This window comes from Amycolatopsis halotolerans (assembly GCF_042647905.1).
Lineage (GTDB): Bacteria > Actinomycetota > Actinomycetes > Mycobacteriales > Pseudonocardiaceae > Amycolatopsis > Amycolatopsis halotolerans.
In genome coordinates, this window is sequence record NZ_JBHRWI010000030.1 from 114750 (window position 1) to 130984 (window position 16235).

Annotated in this window: 16 protein-coding genes; 7 read left to right on the forward strand and 9 right to left on the reverse strand. The window is 68.5% G+C overall.

Annotated elements, in window-relative coordinates; all coding sequences use genetic code 11:
• Positions 1 to 58 precede the first annotated feature (58 nt).
• Together ACFORO_RS26185 and ACFORO_RS26190 are read left to right on the forward strand one after the other, a co-directional pair.
• On the forward strand, positions 59 to 1078 hold the full coding sequence (locus tag ACFORO_RS26185) for a hypothetical protein (protein WP_377869094.1): 1020 nt from the start codon (positions 59 to 61) through the stop codon (positions 1076 to 1078).
• Positions 1079 to 1110: 32 nt separating this feature from the next.
• Positions 1111 to 2424 (forward strand): MFS transporter, encoded by a 1314-nt coding sequence (locus ACFORO_RS26190; RefSeq protein WP_377869095.1) that lies wholly within the window; start codon positions 1111 to 1113, stop codon positions 2422 to 2424.
• Here the strand turns inward: ACFORO_RS26190 and ACFORO_RS26195 are convergent, their stop codons facing one another.
• Complete coding sequence (locus ACFORO_RS26195; RefSeq protein WP_377869096.1) at positions 2425 to 3099, reverse strand: TetR/AcrR family transcriptional regulator; 675 nt, start codon at positions 3097 to 3099, stop codon at positions 2425 to 2427.
• 55 nt (positions 3100 to 3154) lie between these two features.
• A complete protein-coding gene (locus tag ACFORO_RS26200; RefSeq protein WP_377869097.1) occupies positions 3155 to 3793 on the reverse strand; it encodes a TetR/AcrR family transcriptional regulator in 639 nt (212 codons plus the stop codon).
• Between the two features lie 126 nt (positions 3794 to 3919).
• On the opposite strand from ACFORO_RS26200, the gene ACFORO_RS26205 reads away from it, so the two are divergent.
• Positions 3920 to 4378 carry a cupin domain-containing protein gene (locus ACFORO_RS26205; RefSeq protein ID WP_354742978.1) on the forward strand — a complete coding sequence of 153 codons (459 nt, stop codon included), beginning with the start codon at positions 3920 to 3922 and terminating at the stop codon, positions 4376 to 4378.
• On the opposite strand, the gene ACFORO_RS26210 is transcribed toward ACFORO_RS26205, so the two are convergent.
• Positions 4360 to 5241, reverse strand: a complete 882-nt coding sequence (locus tag ACFORO_RS26210) for an AraC family transcriptional regulator (RefSeq protein ID WP_377869098.1) — start codon at positions 5239 to 5241, stop codon at positions 4360 to 4362. The genes ACFORO_RS26205 and ACFORO_RS26210 overlap by 19 nt on opposite strands.
• An 80-nt stretch (positions 5242 to 5321) precedes the next feature.
• On the opposite strand from ACFORO_RS26210, the gene ACFORO_RS26215 reads away from it, so the two are divergent.
• Entirely contained in the window at positions 5322 to 6164 is an 843-nt protein-coding gene (locus ACFORO_RS26215; protein WP_377869099.1) for an NAD(P)H-binding protein, read from the forward strand.
• Positions 6165 to 6187: 23 nt separating this feature from the next.
• The gene (locus tag ACFORO_RS26220; RefSeq protein ID WP_377869100.1) at positions 6188 to 7174 is read left to right on the forward strand and encodes a methyltransferase; all 987 of its coding nucleotides are present in this window, start codon (positions 6188 to 6190) and stop codon (positions 7172 to 7174) included.
• On the opposite strand, the gene ACFORO_RS26225 is transcribed toward ACFORO_RS26220, so the two are convergent.
• Positions 7171 to 7731, reverse strand: coding sequence for a TIGR03086 family metal-binding protein (locus tag ACFORO_RS26225; RefSeq protein ID WP_377869101.1), 561 nt, complete (start codon positions 7729 to 7731; stop codon positions 7171 to 7173). The genes ACFORO_RS26220 and ACFORO_RS26225 overlap by 4 nt on opposite strands.
• 66 nt (positions 7732 to 7797) lie before the next feature.
• Between ACFORO_RS26225 and ACFORO_RS26230 the strand changes: the two genes are divergently transcribed.
• The gene (locus ACFORO_RS26230; RefSeq protein ID WP_377869102.1) at positions 7798 to 8766 is read left to right on the forward strand and encodes an RNA polymerase subunit sigma-70; all 969 of its coding nucleotides are present in this window, start codon (positions 7798 to 7800) and stop codon (positions 8764 to 8766) included.
• Positions 8760 to 9914 carry an AAA family ATPase gene (locus tag ACFORO_RS26235; protein WP_377869103.1) on the forward strand — a complete coding sequence of 385 codons (1155 nt, stop codon included), beginning with the start codon at positions 8760 to 8762 and terminating at the stop codon, positions 9912 to 9914. The genes ACFORO_RS26230 and ACFORO_RS26235 overlap by 7 nt, the downstream gene beginning before the upstream one ends.
• Before the next feature lie 131 nt (positions 9915 to 10045).
• Here ACFORO_RS26235 and ACFORO_RS26240 read toward each other — a convergent pair whose 3' ends face one another.
• The 5 genes from ACFORO_RS26240 to ACFORO_RS26260 form a co-directional block, all read right to left on the reverse strand.
• Positions 10046 to 10855 carry an SDR family NAD(P)-dependent oxidoreductase gene (locus tag ACFORO_RS26240; RefSeq protein WP_377869104.1) on the reverse strand — a complete coding sequence of 270 codons (810 nt, stop codon included), beginning with the start codon at positions 10853 to 10855 and terminating at the stop codon, positions 10046 to 10048.
• Positions 10856 to 10901: 46 nt separating this feature from the next.
• Positions 10902 to 11684, reverse strand: a complete 783-nt coding sequence (locus ACFORO_RS26245; protein WP_377869105.1) for a helix-turn-helix domain-containing protein — start codon at positions 11682 to 11684, stop codon at positions 10902 to 10904.
• A 16-nt stretch (positions 11685 to 11700) separates the two neighbouring features.
• On the reverse strand, positions 11701 to 12969 hold the full coding sequence (ftsW, locus tag ACFORO_RS26250; RefSeq protein WP_354742961.1) for a putative lipid II flippase FtsW: 1269 nt from the start codon (positions 12967 to 12969) through the stop codon (positions 11701 to 11703).
• Positions 12970 to 13106: 137 nt separating this feature from the next.
• Complete coding sequence (locus ACFORO_RS26255) at positions 13107 to 14348, reverse strand: LCP family protein (RefSeq protein ID WP_377869106.1); 1242 nt, start codon at positions 14346 to 14348, stop codon at positions 13107 to 13109.
• Between the two features lie 85 nt (positions 14349 to 14433).
• Positions 14434 to 16056 carry an NRAMP family divalent metal transporter gene (locus ACFORO_RS26260; protein WP_377869107.1) on the reverse strand — a complete coding sequence of 541 codons (1623 nt, stop codon included), beginning with the start codon at positions 16054 to 16056 and terminating at the stop codon, positions 14434 to 14436.
• Between the last annotated feature and the right edge of the window lie 179 nt (positions 16057 to 16235).

Below are 16235 nucleotides of genomic sequence, written 5' to 3' on the forward strand. Positions count from 1 at the left end.
GCGTGCACGCAAGTTTCGTGCGTAAAGTGAGCGTGTCCCCGAACGAGAGGAAACCGCCATGCGCGGCAAGGGAATGACGTACGAGACCGGGTTCGTCCGCAATGGACGGTCGTCGCGGGAGAACTTCGAACCGGAGGTGGTGAAACGCGAACTGGCGATCATCCGCGACGACCTGCACTGCACCGCGGTGCATCTCGTCGGCGGCGATCCGGAGCGGCTGGAGCGGGCCGCGCGGTGGGCGGCCGACCTGGGGCTGGAGGTCTGGTTCTCGCCGTATCCGCTGGAACAGACCCACGAAGAAATGCTCGCCCTCTTCGCCGACTGCGCCACCCGCGCGGAACGGCTGCGCGCCACCGGGGCCGACGTCGTGTTCGTGACCGGCGTCGAGTTGAGCGTGATGAACCACGGCTTCCTTCCCGGCGAGGACGTCGCGGAACGGGTCAGTTCGCTGCTCGCCGAACCCGAGGGTCGCGCCGAGCGGCTGGCCGCGGTGGGCAAGCGGCTCGACCCGTTCCTCGACACCGCCGTCAAGCTCGTGCGGGAGCGGTTCCACGGCCCGGTCACCTACGCGTGCATCCAGTTCGAGCAGGTGGACTGGAGCCGGTTCGACTTCGTCACGGTGGAACTCATCCGCTCCGCCGAGGTCGCGCCGATCTTCCGGGACGGCGTGCGAACCCTGGTGGCGCAAGGGAAACCGGTCGCGATCACCGGTTTCGGCACGGCGACCTGGCACGGGTCCGGCGACGTCGCGCCGCGGAGCATGGAAATCGTCGAGTACGACAAGGAAACCGGCGATCCGCTCCGCATCGACGGCGAGTACGAGCGCGACGAAGCCGGGCAGGCGGGGTATCTGCGCGAGCTGCTGGAGATCTTCGACGAGGAGGGAGTGGACAGTGCGTTCGTGTTCCTGTTCGCGCTCTACAACCATCCGCACCGGCCCGGGGGCAACGATCTCGACCTCGCGAGCTTCGGCCTGGTGAAGGTCCTGGAAGACCGCTCGGGCACGGCGTACCCAGGGCTGAACTGGGAACCGAAGGAGGCGTTCACCGCGGTCGCGAAGCATTACGCAAAACCTTGACTCAGCGGGGTCCGGCCGGGTGAGATCCGGACATGTCGACGAAGACGAGCGCACTGGGCAACCGGGTCATGGCCAAGGCGGCGGTGCGGGTCATGCCGCTGCTGATGCTGCTGTACTTCGTCAACTACCTGGACCGGGTCAACATCGGGTTCGCCGGTCCGAACGGGATGAACAAAGAACTCGGGCTCACCGCGACGGCCTTCGGGCTCGCGTCGGGGATCTTCTTCATCGGCTACCTCATCCTCGAGGTGCCGAGCAATCTCGCGCTGCACCGGTTCGGCGCGCGCCGCTGGATCGCGCGGATCATGATCACCTGGGGCGCGGTGGCCGTCGCGATGGCTTTCGTGCCGAACACCGCGACGCTGGTGGTGCTGCGGTTCGTACTCGGTGTCGCCGAGGCGGGGTTCTTCCCTGGCATCATTTTGTATCTGACGTACTGGTTCCCGGCGGCGCAGCGGGCGAAGGCGGTCGCGCTGTTCATGTGCGCGGTGCCGGTGTCGAGCGCGATCGGCTCGACCGTCTCCAGCCTGCTGATCAGCGGCGGCCACGGCGTCTTCGGCCTGTCCGGCTGGCGGTTCATGTTCCTGGTCGAAGGAATTCCGGCGATCCTGCTCGCGGTCGTCACGTGGTTCTGCCTGAGCGACCGGCCGGAAACCGCGAAGTGGCTGTCGGCGGAGGAACGCGACTGGCTCACCAATGAACTCGACGCCGAACGCCGCGCCACCGAAGCCGAACACCACTGGCCGCTGCGGAAAGCGCTGACGCACCCGCGGATCCTCGGGCTGGCGTTCGTGTACTTCGCGGTCGTCTACGGCCTGTACGCGCTGGGTTTCTTCCTGCCGACGATCATCGCCGGGTTCGGCGAGGAGTTCGGCACGAAACTGACCGTGCTGCAGGCGGGTTTGGTGAACGCGATCCCGTACGTCGCGGGCGCGCTGGTGATGGTCCCGTGGGCCCGCCACGGCGACCGCACCGGGGAACGGACGTGGCACGTCGCGCTGCCGATGCTCGTCGGCGGCGCGGCGATCCCGGTCGCGCTGTATCTCGGAAACCCTTACGCCACAATGACCGCGGTGACCATCTGCGCGATGGGCGTGTGCGCGGCGCTGCCGACATTCTGGGCACTGCCGTCGAACTTCCTGTCCGGCGCGGCGGCGGCAGGCGGGATCGCGTTGATCAACGCGCTGGGCAATCTGAGCGGGTTCGTCGCGCCGTATGTGACGGGCTGGCTGCGCGACCTGACCGGTACGCAGCGGACCGGTTTGTGGGTGGTCGGCGCGTGCATGGTGGCCGGGGCCGTGCTGGCGGTGGCGTTGGGGGCGAAGCCGCGCGCGTCTCGCCGGTGATCAGGAGGCGCGGCGGACCCGGTCTGCCAGTACTCGCACTTCGGTCTCGAACAGCGCGTCGGCGTCGAGGCCCATCGCGGTGAAGCCGCCGCCGATTTCGAGGCTGACGAAGCCGTGCAGCCGCGACCACAACGCGACTGCCAGCTGGTGGTTCTCGCTGTTGGCGCGCCGGGCGTCGAGCACTTCCTCGTTCTCGTACGCGGTCGGCTTTTCCGCGGTGGCGGAATCGAGGTGGTGCAACACCCCGAGCACCACGCCCATCAGCGACCGGGCCGCTTCGGCGAGCGGCTTGGCGTGCGCGTCGTATCCGGGGAACGGCGCCTTGAACAGCAGCTCGTACCGGTGCGGTTCTTCCTGCGCCCAGGCCCGGTATGCGGCGGCCAGCAGCCGGACCTGCGCTTCCGCGTCGAGTGCGTCGGTGTCGAGGGCTGTCGCCATGGCCTCGCGGAGGTCGTTGTACGCGTCGATGACCAGGACGGTCAGCAGTTCGTCGCGGCTGGAGAAGTAGCGGTACAGCGCCGGCCCGGAGACGCCGAGCTGCTTGGCGATGGCGTTGATCGAGATCGCCTGCGCGCCCCCGGCCGCGAGCTGGTTGAGCGCGACGACCTTGACCTCCTCGCGCACCTGCTCGCGGAACCGTTCGCGCATCGGCTTGCGGGTGCCTGCTGCGGGCATCCCCACCTCCTTGACGACGCCCGACGGTAACATGGCCGATCGTTCGGAAGACCTTCTAACTGTCCGCCCGTGCGGCGAAGGCCTGCTCGACGTCCTCGCGTTCGACGGCGGGACCAGGCACTTCCCTCGGCCCCTCGGTCGCGATGCCGTTGAGGAAGTGCGCGATCTGCCGTCTCGCCAGGTGGGTCCAGTCGAGGACGGCGGCTTTCGGCTGCGTGAGCAGGGTGCTGAACGCGATGAGATCAGTGGCGTTGACCTGGCCGCGGATGCTGCCGTCCGCGCGACCGCTCGCGAGGAAGAAGCCGAGCCGTCGGTAAATCGACTTTCGCGCCGCCACTGCCTCCGGGGTGACGAGCGGAGGCGCGCCGTGCAGCGGGAGTACCAGCTGGTCGGCGAGGTCCACGGTGCCTTCGAGATAGCGGGCGACCGAGTCGAGGCCAGTGCTGTCTTCGTCGGATTCGATCTGGTCGAGCAGGCTGTTGAGCAGGCCGTACGCGCGGTGCTCCAGTGCTTGCAGCAACGCGTCGCGGTCGGAGTAGCTGCGGTAGAGCGTGCCGATCCCGAGACCGGCCTCGGCGGCGATAGTGGCCAGCGGAACGTGCCGGCCTTCGCGGAGCACCGCCGCGGCAGCCGAGGCGAGCAGCCGTTCGCGGTTGGCCTCGGCGTCCTTGCGGACCTTGCGCGGGCGGGACATCTGTTCTCCTCGCGGTGCCTGGACACTGCCCGTCAGTTTAAGCTAATCTGAATAAGCGGACGAAATGTTCCGGATTTTCTGCCGTGTCGCCCGTCTTCGGATTCCGTTGCCTCGCAGGGAGAATCGATGACCTCTCTTCCCCCGGACGATCCGCGGCGCCAGCTCACCGTCGCGCGCCCGAACGACCTGCCGAATCTCGAGCTCGTCGGCGACAGCTACACGATCCTGGTGTCCGGCGAGCAGACCAACGGCCGCTACTGCCTGATCGACATGCGCGTCCCGCCCGGCGGCGGCCCGCCGCCGCACCGGCACGACTTCGAGGAGATGTTCACCCTGCTCGAAGGCGAGCTTCGGTTCACCTTCCGCGGCGAGGAAACGATCGTGCACGCGGGCGAGACGGTGAACATCCCGGCCAACGCGCCGCACTTCTTCCGCAACATCTCCGACCGGCCCGCGCGGATGTACTGCGTGTGCTCCCCGGCCGGGCAGGAGGAATTCTTCCGGCAAGTGGCGAGTGCGGAGAAGGCCGAGCAGGGCCAGCGGGCGCGGTCGTTGGCGGCGAAGTATCACACCGAGCTTTTGTGACGGTGTTCGCTCGGCCGGATTCCGCGTCGTCGTTTGAAGGCTACGCTGAGTGCGAAAGCGTTGGCGTAGCCGACTGTTCGCGCGATAGTGTCCACTGTGTACTCAGTGGTGCGGAGCAGTTCGGCGGCTAGTGAGACGCGTCGGCCCGCGAGGTAGGCCATCGGCGGTTCGCCGACCTGCTCGGTGAACCGCCGGGCTAGCGCTGCCCTCGACACTCCCGCTTCGGCAGCCAGTTCCGCGACTGTCCAACTGCGGGCGGGATCCTCGCGGAGGTGCTTCAGCGCGGCGCTTACCACCGGATCGAGTTGGACCGGGGCGTTGTCGAACCAGGTGCGCAGCGCGGAAACCAGCATCAAGTCCAGCATCCGGTCGAGTACCTGCTGTTGTCCCGGCCGGTCTTTCCCGACCTCGTCGGCGAACACCTCGGCCGGCGGATGCGGACTGCCGGCCGGTACGACCAGCACCTCGGGCAACGCTCGCAACAACCGTTCGCCGGACTGGCCACGGCTTTCAACCGCCCCGCTGAGCAATACGGCTGCGTCCTCGGACGGATTTCCGCAGGTGCGACCGTCGGTCGGCGGCGGACAGTAGTCGGCGGCGATGACGGTGTGCGTCGGCGGGGCGGTCGGATCGTTGGCCACCACGTACGGCACATCACCGCGAACCACGGCGATGTCGTTCGCGCCGATCCGGACCGGTGCGAGCCCGTCGGGCACGATCCACGCCTCGCCGCGCAGCATCCGCGCCAAGGTCAGCGGCGTACCTGTGGCGACCCGCAACGCCCACGTCGACGGCATGATCGTCTGCCGGAAGACCGCACCGCGCACCCGGACGTCCGCGAGCAGTTCCGCTACTGCGTCCACCTGGCCAGCGTATACGCGCAGACATCGAGGCGAGCTTTTCAACCATGGCCGGGCGGGGAGCCTGCCGCTTGACTGAAGACATGGCTGAACACCCGATCCTGGTCACCGGCGCGACCGGCAAGTCCGGCCGCCGCGTCGTCTCCCGGCTGCGCGCCGCCGGGCACCCGGTCCGCGCGGCTGCGCGATCCGGCGAACACCCCTTCGACTGGACCGACGCCAGCACCTGGGGCGCCGCGTTGGAAGGCATCCGCGCGGCCTACGTCGTGCAGCTCGACGGGACCAACCTGGTCCGCCCCTTCGTTGCGCAGGCCCGAAAACACGGTGTGCGGCGCATCGTGCTGGCGTCCGGACGCGGCATCGACGACCCGGGTTACGTCCGCGACCGCACCGGAATGCGCGACGGTATCGCGGACAGCGAGGCGGCCGTCCGGGAAAGCGGTCTGGAGTGGACGATCAGCCGCCCCGGCTGGTTCGCGCAAAATTTCAGCGAGGGATTCTTCGCCGACGCCGTGGCCGCCGGCGAACTGCGCCTGCCCGCCGGTGACGGCGCGGCGACCTTCGTGGACGCCGAGGACATCGCCGAGGTGGTCGCCGCCGCCCTGACCGAAGACGGTCACGCGGGGCAGACCTACGAACTCTCCGGGCCCAGTGCGGTATCACTGGCTGAGGCGGTCGAAGCGATTTCCGCCGCGGCCAGCCGGGAAATCCGCTATGTTCCACTGTCCATTGAGGATTACGTCGCGGAATTGGTCGACCAAGGCTTGCCGCGCGCCGAGGCTGCGATCTTCGCCGACGTCATCGAACCGCTGCGCGAAGGCCGCGACGCCCACGTTTCCGACGGCGTCCAACGCGCTCTCGGCCGTTCGCCGCGCAGCTTCGCCGAATTCGTCAAGACCGCCACCTGGCCCGGAAAATTCGGTTGACCGGGCTGGCAAGGTGGAATCACGTGAGTGATGACGCGAACCTCCTCCTCCGTGCCGCCAGCCTGGCCACTCCGATGGCGTTGCGAGTCGCGGTAACGCTGGGCCTGCCCGACCGGCTGCGCGCCCCCGGCACTGTCGACGACGTCGCCGCGGAACTGGATCTTTCCCCGGTCGCGCTCGACGTCCTGCTCGGCCACCTGGTCACGCTCGGCGTGGTCGAACGCACCGACGACGGCTACCTGACCACCTCCTATGGCGAGAACTTGTGCGCTGACAAGGAAAACGGCGTCGCCAACCTCCTGCACCTCGACCGGGCCGCCGGTCGCGCCGAACTCGCTTTCGTCGAACTGGCGCACAGCGTCCGTACCGGCGAGGCGGCTTACTCCCGTCGATACGGCAAGGATTTCTGGACCGATCTCTCCGAACAACCGCATTTGCGGCAATCCTTCGACCGGCAGATGACCAACCGATTCCGCACCGAGATCCCGCAAGTGATCGCCGGAATCGACTGGGCCGCATTCGGCACAGTAGTCGACGTCGGTGGCGGCCGAGGAGATTTGCTCGCCGCGATCCTCGAGGCTCAGCCAAAACTGCGGGCGCAGCTGATCGACCTCGAACCCACTGCGAGCGAGGCCCGTGCCGCCTTCACCGCACGCGGCCTCGCCGACCGCGTCGAGGTCCTGGGCGGCAGCTTCTTCGACCCGCTCCCGTCTGGAGCAGATGTCTATGTACTGGTGGACATCCTGCACAACTGGGACGACGACAACGCCCGCCGCGTCCTGAAGCGGTGTGCGGAAGCGGCGGGCCCGTCCGGTCGGATTCTGGCCATCGAAGCGGTCGGCGGAATTCACGCGCGCACCGAAATGGACCTGGTCATGCTGGTCCATTTCGGCGGACGCGAACGGCGCGTGGAAGAATTCTGCACCCTCGCCGATTCCGCTGGCTTAGTGCTGGAATCAGCAGTCCCGTTGACCGACCAACGAGGTCTGCTGACCTTCCGCGTCGCTTAATTCGGCGACCGGCCGAGCAGCCCAACCAGCCGATCCAACGGCGGCGCGTCCTCCGCGACCGGCACTGGCGCCGCGAACGGACTGCGCTCCGCCGGAAGGTCAGCTAGCCGAGCCGCGCTGAACGCGATTTCCCGCTCCACCAAGGCGTCCTCGAACTTCGGCTCCTGCCCGGTGGCGCGAGCGAGGTCCCAGCCGTGCACGAGTTCCTCGACGATCCGCAGATGCAGCGCGGCGATCCCCGGAACTGTCCCGGCTGGGACCTCGAAAGTCCCCTCCAGCACGCCCGGCTGCCGGAACGCCGCGAGCAGACCGGCGACCGCGTCCCGGTAGGCCGCCACCGGATAGTCGCCGAGCGCGTCGGAAGTGCGCGGGTCCAGCGAGCCGCCCGCGTCACCGCGCAGGGCGGCCGTGAACAGCCGGTGCCCGAGGACCAGATGGTTCACCAGCTCGCGGACAGTCCACTCCGGGCACGGCGTCGGCGCGTCCCAGCGAGACACGCCAGCGACCAGTTCGCTGGTGGACTCGAGGACAGTGGCCAGATCGTCGACAGGGTTCATCGTTTCGCCTTTCGCAGGGGTCGCCAGTAGAGACACCGCCCGCCCCGGAAACGGAACGGTGGCAGGATGCGAAGGGTGGGCCAGGACATCCTCGATCGCGCACGCGCCGGAGACGCGCACGCCTTTCGCGAGCTGGTCGAGCCTTATCGGCACGAGCTGCAAGTGCACTGTTACCGCCTCCTCGGCTCGCTCACCGACGCCGAAGACCTGCTGCAAGAGACGCTCCTCGCCGCCTGGCGCGGCCTGGACGGGTACGCCGGTCGAGCCTCGGTGCGGGCCTGGCTGTACCGCATCGCCACCAACCGCTGCCTCAACGCTCTCCGCGACGCCGGCCGTCGCGTCCCAGCCGAACCCTCGCCGCCGTTCACCCCGACCGAGCCCACCCGTCGCACCGAGGTGACGTGGCTGCAGCCCGCGCCGGACGACCCCGCCGCGCACTACAGCGCCAAGGAAACCTTCGAGCTGGCGTTCGTCGCGGCCCTGCAGAAACTTCCGCCGCGCCAGGCCGCGGTCCTCGTGCTCCGGGACGTGCTCGACTACTCGACCGCCGAGGCCGCGGAAATGCTGGACACCAGCCCGAATGCGGTCAAAGGCGCTCTGCAACGCGCGCGGGCGCAGCTGCGCCAAACCGTCGAACCCGCCCCGCCAGCGCCCCGGGAACGGGAGATCGCGCAACGCTTCGCCGACGCGTTCAGCGAGGGAGACGTCGAGGGCGTAGTCGCGCTCCTGACCGACGACGGCTGGCTCGCCATGCCGCCCGCGCCGCACGAGTACGTCGGCCGGGAAGCTGTCACCGCGTTCCTCACCATGTTCGGCGAATGGCGCGGCACCCGAGAGTTTCGTTTGCTCCCGACGCGCGCCAACACCCACCCAGCCTTCGCCTGCTACCTCACGGAACCCGGTGGCACGGTGGGACGTCCCGCCGGAATCCTCGTCCTGGCACCGTGGGGCGACCGAATCCGCACCGTCACCTGGTTCCTCGAACCCGAGTTGCTCCCCCGCTTCGGCCTGCCCGCGGAGGTGTCGGCGTGCTGACCACCCTGGCCATCCAGAACTACCGCTCGCTACGCGACCTGGTGCTGCCGTTGTCGCAGCTCACCGTGATCGTCGGCGCGAACGGCACCGGGAAATCCAGCCTGTACCGCGCGCTGCGGCTTCTCGCCGACGCCGGACGCAACGGCGCAGTCGCCGCCCTCGCCGGTGAAGGCGGCCTGCCGTCGACGCTGTGGGCCGGTCCGGAGACGATCGGCCGATCCGTGCGCGAAGGCCGATCACCGATACAACCGTTGCAGCGCACCAAACCGATCGGCCTGCGCCTGGGTTACTCCGGCGACGAATTCGGCTACGCCCTGGACTTCGGCCTCCCCGTGCCCACCGAGACCGCCTTCAACCTGGACCCCGAGTACAAACGCGAATGCGTCTGGCACGGCCCAGTTCTGCGCCCGTCGGCGTTGTTGGCCGACCGCTCCGGCACGAGACTCCGCATCCGAGACGAGTCCGGCCGGTGGGCCGAAAGCGGCCACTCGATCGCCCTGACCGACAGCATGCTGAGCGAATTCGCCGACCCGCGCCTCTGCCCGGAACTCCTGATCGTGCGCGACCGAGTCCGAGCGTGGCGCTTCTACGACCACTTCCGCACTGACGCCGACGCCCCCGCCAGGCAAAGCCGCATCGGCACCCGAACCTGGGCCCTGGACCACGACGGCGGCGACCTGGCCGCGGCCTTGCGCACCATCCAAGAATCCCTCGACGCCGACGCCCTGGCCACCGCGATCGACGACGCCTTCCCCGGCTCGTCCATCGAAGTAGCCACCACCGACGGCAGATTCGACCTCCGCTTCCACCAACACGGCCTGCTGCGCCCGCTGAGCGCCGCCGAACTCTCCGACGGGACCCTGCGCTACCTGCTGTGGGCGGCGGCATTGCTGAGCCCGCGCCCGCCGGAGCTGCTGGTGCTGAACGAGCCGGAAACCAGCCTGCACCCGGACCTGTTGCCCGCGCTGGCCGCGTTGATCACTGCGGCGGCGAAGAAGACGCAGCTGCTGGTGGTTTCGCATTCCCAGCTGCTGGTGCGGTTTCTCGAGGACGCCTCGGTGCTGGAACTGGAAAAGGACTTCGGCGCGACGGTGGTCGCCGGGCAGGGTCGGCTCGACCAACCGGCTTGGCATTGGCCGAAACGGTGAAACCTGGAGTTGCTGGGCTGGCCGCTGAAGAGGCTTCCGCACAAGGCGTTCCGCGAGTCGTATGCGCAGATCGGGCCATTGGCCGAGCTGTACCTGGCGCGAGTGATTCCCAAGCCGAAAGCCGCACATCTCTACCGTTTCGCCCGTTGCCCCTCCGCCAACTGCTCGGTAATCGCCTCCGCGCCAAGACGCCGTTGCACAGCCGCCGCCACCCCGGGTGCGATCCCGCCGAGCAACGCCGTCAGCCGCAACCCGAACGGTGCCACGTCGATCTCCGCGAGGTTGCGTTCGATCGCCCGCACCGTCGCCCGCGCGACGTCGTCCGGTGTCCGGGTGCCGACGCCGAACGGCAAGGTCGCCCCCGAATCGGCGAACATGCCCGCGTCGCTGATATAGCCGGGAAACACCGACGACACACCGACATTGAACGGCCGCAAGTCCTCCCGGAGCGCAAGAGCAAACCCGCGCAAGCCGAACTTCGTCGCGTTGTACAGCGAAGCCTGCCCAGACGCGGTCTTCCCGGACAGCGACGAGATGAAGACGAGATGCCCACGCCGCCGCGTCATCATCCGCGAAGCGACCAGCTTCGCCATCACAGCCGGCGCCCGCAGGTTGACCTCAAGCGCGCGATCGACCTCATCGATCGAGTAATCAGCCAGCAGCCCCGTCGCGGGGAGAGCCGCATTGGCGACAACGACGTCGATTTCCCCTGCCGCAGCGAGAAGTTCCTCGACCGCACCCCGATCGGTGAGGTCGGCCGGAACCGCGCGACCACCCACCTCGGCGGCCAGCGGTTCGAGCAACTCGACCCGGCGGCCGGTGAGCACCAGGTCGGCTCCGCGCGCGGCCAGCGCACGGGCAAGCGTCCGACCGATCCCGCCGGTCGCTCCGGTCAGCAGGGTTTTCGCGCCCCGCAATTCCACAGTGGACAATTTCGCCATGCCCGCAGTGTCGCGCGGCCAAGACCGCCGGGTATTGCACAAATGTTCAGGCGAACGCGCTGCGATCCGCCGCGAACCCGGCATCGGCGGCCAGCCGACCCGGCGTCACCCCGGCGAACGCCACGACATCCCGGTGCAGGTGCGACTGATCGGTATACCCGCACTCAGCCGCGACATCGGCCGCACTGGCCCCGGTCGCCAGCCGTCGAGCAGCATGATCGAAGCGCACCAGCTTCGCCGCTCGCTTGGGCGGCAACCCGACCTGTGCCCGGAACCGGTCCCACAACCGCCGCCTGCTCCACCCGCATTCGGCCGCCAGCGACTCGACCCGCACGAGGCCGCGGCTCCGGACGATCCGCCGCCAAGCCAAGGAAACCTCCGGATCCGTCGCCGGAACCACCGAGAGCCGACGGGCGAAAGCAGCCTCCACCAGCGCGAACCGGGCGTCCCACGAACCGGCTTCGCTCAACTGGTCCCGAAGCCGGTCGGCGTCCCGGCCCCACAACTCGGTCAGCCCGACCGTCCGGTCCAGCTCCGCGGGCCCAGCGCCCACTCCGGCAGCGGCCAACGGCGGCAACCGGACTTCGACGCATTCGAGGCTTTCCCCGCGCAGCCGCACCCCGCGCGGCGCGAGCCCGGCGACGAAGCTGCCGTGCTGAGCGCCGTCGTCCACGAGGAGTTTGCCGCCGCCGAACTCCAGCACCACCGTGATCGCCGGATGCGGCACCACTCGCAGATCGACCGTCCCGCCGGTCCGGTGGCGGAATCCGCCCAGGGACAACGGACCCGCGCGACCGGGCCGCGCGACATCCCAGACGTCGCTCTCCACTACCGCAGTGTAAGAGTCAGCGAGGCCGCACCGGTCGTCGTGCGCGGGTCGGCTTCGCCGACGCCCGGACCGGCCGATACGGCTCCGGCACCGGCAGCCGCAGGATCCGGCCGATCTTGCCCGGTCCCAGATGATTCAGGTCGGCCACCGCGGCGGGCTCGTGCCGCGCGCAGCTGGCGAGCACGCCGAACAGGAACATCGTCACGATCAGCGACGTCCCGCCGTACGACACCAGCGGCAGCGTCACCCCGGTCACCGGCAGCGCGTTCACGACGTACCCGATGTTGACCGCCGCCTGCGCGACCAGCAGCACGGTGATCGTCGCGGCGACGATGCGGATCCACGGGTCGAGGTTGCGCGTCGCGATCCGCAGGCCGACCAGCGCGAGCCCGCCGAACAGCAGCAGCACCACGGCACAGCCGAGGAACCCGAGCTCCTCGCCGATCAGCGCGAAAATGAAGTCGTTCTGCACGTTCGGCAGGTACTTCCACTTCGACGCGCCCTGTCCGAGCCCGACGCCGAACAGGCCGCCCTCGGCGAGTGCGTACTGTGCCTGCACCGCCTGGTATCCGGCACCGGAGGTGTCCGCGTCGGGGGAGAGGAACGACAGCACGCGCGCGAGCCGGTAGTCCGCGACCAGCGCGAGCACCACGAACCCGCCGACGCCGCCAGCCAGCAGCGCGGCGAACAACCGTCCCGGCGCGCCGGAGAACCACAGCAGCGAAAGCAGCACGATGCCGAGCGAGATCGTCCCGCTGAGGTTCGGCTGCGCCATCACCAGGGCGAACATCAGCAGCGCGACCGGAACCAGCGGCACCAGCAAGTGCCGCCAGTGGTGCAGCAGCCGGGCCTTCACCACGAGAATGTGCGCGCCCCACAAGGTCAACGCGACCTTCGCGAGCTCGACCGGTTGCAGCGTCAACGGACCGAGCGTGAACCACCGCTGCGCGCCGTTCACCTTCGCGCCGAGCGGGGTGAGCACCAGCGCGAGCATCGCCAGCGTGACGAGCATCAGCATCGGCGAGAGGGACCTGATCCGCCGCAACGGAATCCGCAGCCCGGCCCACAGCGCGACCAGCCCGATCAGGACGAAGATGATGTGCTTCTGGAAGGTGCTGTACACCCCGCCCGGCTGCGCGGAAGACGCCGACAGCACCATGATGACGCCGAGCAGCGTGAGCAGGCCGCACAGCGCGAGCACGAGGTGGAACGACGCCAGCGGCCGGGACAGCCAGCCGACGATCGCGACCGGAACCCGGCTTCGTCTGTTCCGTGTCGTAGCCACCCGAGCACCGCCGTCCGCCGATTTTTCGGCGCGGGAAAGAACGCGCCGGGCTGATTATGCCTGCTCTGTCCTGAAAGGACATTGAGGCGCGCGGAGTGTCCGTGGTCTCATTCGCGGTGCTGAAGTTATTTCACGAGTTATTTCACGCACGGGATTCCGCCTCCGCTCAACGCCGGCGGGGGAGCGGGGGTGGCGTTTCCGTGCGCCAGCGGGGTGACGTACGCGGCCGGGCTCGGCACCGGGGCTCCGCTCAGCAGTTGCGCGACCAGGGACTGGATTTGCGCGGTATTGACGAAGTTGACGTCCTCACCGGACGGGCTCTTGCCGAAATGATCGACCGGAAGGGTCACGAAACTGACATTGCCGCCGGTCAGGCTGGACGCCTGTTTCGCGAGCGCGAGCAGGTCCAGCGAACTGTCGACCGCGGTGTTCTGCTTCGCGACGTCCAGAATTCCCTGGAGTTTCGCCGGATTCGTGAAGGTCCCGCCCTGTTTGAGCTGATATGCGAGCGAGGAGATGAACGCCTGCTGCCTGCGTTCGCGGTCGAGGTCGGTGAAATTGAGCGACGGATGCACGTAGTCCCGGCGCTGCCGGACGAACTCGACGGCCTGCTCGGCGCTGATCTCCTGCTGGCCGGCGTGGAAGTTCGCGCCCGAGTAGCTGTCCTGGGTGTCCTCGTTGAGGCACACCGTGATCGGCTGGACGACCTGGGCGATCTCGAAGAACGCCACCAGGGTGACCTCGACGAAATGGTCGATCGGGACATCGCCGAGGAATTTCCGGACGGTGTCGATTTCCGCGCGCCGGCCCGCGTCCCGTGCCTGCTGCTCGCGCTGGGTTTTGTCGGTGACGTTCTGCTGGACGAGCTGTTTGGCTTTTTCGTCGAACGCCAGCCCGTAAGCCTGTTTGATCTTGCCCTTGCACACGTTGTCCGGGCAACCCGCCAGCGGAACGTAATCGTCGCGCGGAATCGAGATCGACGTCGCCTTGCCGCCGTTGCCGGGGACGTGCAGCAGCATCAGCACATTGGCGTTGTAGCCGCCGTCCTGTTGATCCCCGGCGTGCAGCGAGTTGTAGATGTCCTTCGGCAGTGGGTTGCCGTTCTCGTCGAGCCGCGAATCGAGGCCCATGATGAGGATGTTGGTGTCGCCGCCGCTGGAGGTCGACTGTCCGTCGAGCACGTCGGAAACCTGCAGCCCGGCCACGATGCCGTTGTAGGCCGCCCAGCCGTAGCCGGTCAGCGAAAGCGTCAGCGCGGCCGCGAGGGCCAGCGCGACCCGGCCGGTGATCCGTCGTCGCCGGGCCGCGGCGCGGGCGGCGACACCGCGTGCCGCCGCACCTCGGGATGCGGCGGCGCGTCTGTCGTTGGGGTCGGTCATCAGGCCTTCCGGTGCCAGGGCGTCACGGTTACCCACTGTTGTGCACACTCGCTGTGTACACGCTGAGAAGTACTCTCACGCAGAGTTAACCTAGAGCCAGTTGGACGAGCTTCACGATGACGAGCGCCATCGCCAGGAGCAGATACGTGCGCAGCGCGGTCAGCCCGATCTTGCGTCCGGTCGACATCTCCGGCGGCGGCAAGTACTGCAGCGGCGGCATCCGCCACTCCGCGCGTCCGGTGCGATCGATCGGGGCGGCGTTCCGGCGGCGGCGAAGCAGCGCGTACCCGGCCGTCAGCGCGCCGATCCCGCCGCTGACCGCCATGATCAGGAAAATCTGGTCCGCGCTGATGTCCGGGAACAGCACCGCCGAGGTGAGGATCACCGACAGCACCACCAGCACCCCGACCACCACGGAAGTGAACAGGTTGGTGAGCCGTCCGTTGACCCACGGCCCGAGCACCGCCTTGTCGTTGCACAGCAGTAAGAGGAACACCGTCGCCGACGGCAGCAGCACCCCGGCGAGCGTCTGCACCCCGGTGGTGAGCAACCCGAGCGGCGAGCCCGGGATGAGCACGATGGTGGCCGACAGCGCGACGAGACCCGCGTACACCGCGTAGAAGCCCTTCGCGTGCCGCGCCCCGCGATGCAGCGAGTGCTTCATCCCGAAGACGTCACCGATCGCGTACGCGATCGAGAGCGACACAGCGAACGCTCCGACGATCGAAGCGTCCAGCAGCGCGACGGCGAACAACGCGCCTGCTGTACGTCCCGCGTAAGCCTCGATGCCGTCCGTAACGCCAGCTGTGTCAGTGAAGGACGTGCTGGCACCGGCGAAGGCCGCCGAAGCAATGCCCATGATCGCGGCCGCGCCGACCATCACCACGACCAGGCCGATCCACAGGTCCGCCTTCTCGTACCGCATGAACCGCGGCGTGATGCGCTTGTCGATCACGTACGACTGCTGGAAGAACAGCTGCCACGGCGCGACCGTGGTGCCGACGATCGCGATGATCAGCAGCATCAACTCGGCCATCCCGCCAGGTCCGGCGGGCATCGTGGGCACCAGCCCGCCGAGCATCTCCGCCGGTGCCGGGTGCGCGAACACGTACACCGGGATCAGCGTCAGCGAACCGAGGCAGAAGAAGATCGCGATCCGCTCGAACCGCCGGAAGCTGCCGGTGAACGCGGCCCCGATGATGACGGCCGCGGCCAGCGCCACCGACGGAACCGTCGGCAGGCCGAGGTAGCGCGTCGCCATCGTGATGCCGATGAACTCGGTGACCAGCGTCAGCGCGTTGAGCAGGAACAGGTCGATCACCGAGAACGCGCCCCAGAACTTGCCGAAGCGTTCGAGGATCAGCCGGGCGTGCCCGACGCCGGTGACCGCGCCGAGGCGCAGCACCATTTCCTGGTTCACGTACAGCACCGGGACGAGCAGCAGGAGGGTCCCCAGCAGTTTCGGGCCGTAGTTCTGCCCGGCCTGGCCGTAGGTCGCGAACGCGCCGGCGTCGTTGTCGCCGACCAGCACGATCAACCCCGGCCCGACGATCGCGAGCAGGGTCTTGAGCTTGGCGGACAGGCCGGTCCGGGGCGCGCAGTCGCCCGCTTTGATGGTGCCGAGCGCGCCGCGGATGTCGCCGACGTGCTGCTCGTCGAGGACGGCGGTGGTGCGCCGGTCGATGCTTACGGTGGTGTCGGTGGTCATGCCGAGCACTCCCTTCGGCCCTCTTTCCGGGCCGATCAGGGCAGCCGCGACCGCCGGTTTCCGCGCACTCCGAAGACCCCGTCCGGCGCGGGCCGGACGGGCGGGGAAACCGGGATCAGCCGGGGATGCCGGAAGGTGGGGACAATCCGGGGTCCGGGGGCGTACTTCGCCCCGGGCTC

What these genes read in the sequence shown, in the direction of transcription:
- ACFORO_RS26190 (WP_377869095.1), top strand. Translation starts at nt 1,111, where the DNA reads ATGTCGACGAAGACGAGCGCACTGGGCAACCGGGTCATGGCCAAGGCG.
- ACFORO_RS26260 (WP_377869107.1), bottom strand. Translation starts at nt 16,056, where the DNA reads ATGACCACCGACACCACCGTAAGCATCGACCGGCGCACCACCGCCGTC.
- ACFORO_RS26200 (WP_377869097.1), bottom strand. Translation starts at nt 3,793, where the DNA reads ATGTCCCGCCCGCGCAAGGTCCGCAAGGACGCCGAGGCCAACCGCGAA.
- ACFORO_RS26215 (WP_377869099.1), top strand. Translation starts at nt 5,322, where the DNA reads ATGGCTGAACACCCGATCCTGGTCACCGGCGCGACCGGCAAGTCCGGC.
- ACFORO_RS26230 (WP_377869102.1), top strand. Translation starts at nt 7,798, where the DNA reads ATGCGAAGGGTGGGCCAGGACATCCTCGATCGCGCACGCGCCGGAGAC.
- ACFORO_RS26240 (WP_377869104.1), bottom strand. Translation starts at nt 10,855, where the DNA reads ATGGCGAAATTGTCCACTGTGGAATTGCGGGGCGCGAAAACCCTGCTG.
- ACFORO_RS26185 (WP_377869094.1), top strand. Translation starts at nt 59, where the DNA reads ATGCGCGGCAAGGGAATGACGTACGAGACCGGGTTCGTCCGCAATGGA.
- ACFORO_RS26255 (WP_377869106.1), bottom strand. Translation starts at nt 14,348, where the DNA reads ATGACCGACCCCAACGACAGACGCGCCGCCGCATCCCGAGGTGCGGCG.
- ACFORO_RS26195 (WP_377869096.1), bottom strand. Translation starts at nt 3,099, where the DNA reads ATGCCCGCAGCAGGCACCCGCAAGCCGATGCGCGAACGGTTCCGCGAG.
- ACFORO_RS26205 (WP_354742978.1), top strand. Translation starts at nt 3,920, where the DNA reads ATGACCTCTCTTCCCCCGGACGATCCGCGGCGCCAGCTCACCGTCGCG.
- ACFORO_RS26225 (WP_377869101.1), bottom strand. Translation starts at nt 7,731, where the DNA reads ATGAACCCTGTCGACGATCTGGCCACTGTCCTCGAGTCCACCAGCGAA.